A 338-nucleotide genomic window follows, 5' to 3' on the forward strand; every position below is an offset into this window, starting at 1 on the left:
ATATTAAAAAGTCGATTATACTTATTATATCTTTGGCTCACATTTAGCGGCCGCTAAATCAACCGATTTAATGAACTGGGAAATGATTTCAAGTTTATCTGCTAATAATGCAGTAAATGAAAGCCCACTTTTTGACTTTAATTACACCACTGAAATATCAGAAGGGATTGAATGGACTGATGGCTTCACAGGTAACTGGGCTGCTGATGTAGTTCAAGCACCCAATGGTAAGTATTGGTTTTACTACAACCACTGTGCACAAGATAACCCAGATACTCCAGATGTGGTTGATGAAGTGTGTTGGAACCGCTCTTATTTAGGCTTGGCTCAAGCTGATA

At 38.5% G+C, this 338-nt stretch carries 1 protein-coding gene; it reads left to right on the top strand.

Annotated elements, in window-relative coordinates:
- Positions 1–82: 82 nt before the first annotated feature.
- Positions 83–338: hypothetical protein (locus CWB85_RS21755; RefSeq protein ID WP_502705329.1), on the top strand; the 256-nt coding region annotated here is incomplete at its 3' end.

Source organism: Pseudoalteromonas sp. S1727, assembly GCF_005886375.1.
In the GTDB taxonomy this organism is placed as follows: Bacteria; Pseudomonadota; Gammaproteobacteria; order Enterobacterales; family Alteromonadaceae; genus Pseudoalteromonas; species Pseudoalteromonas haloplanktis.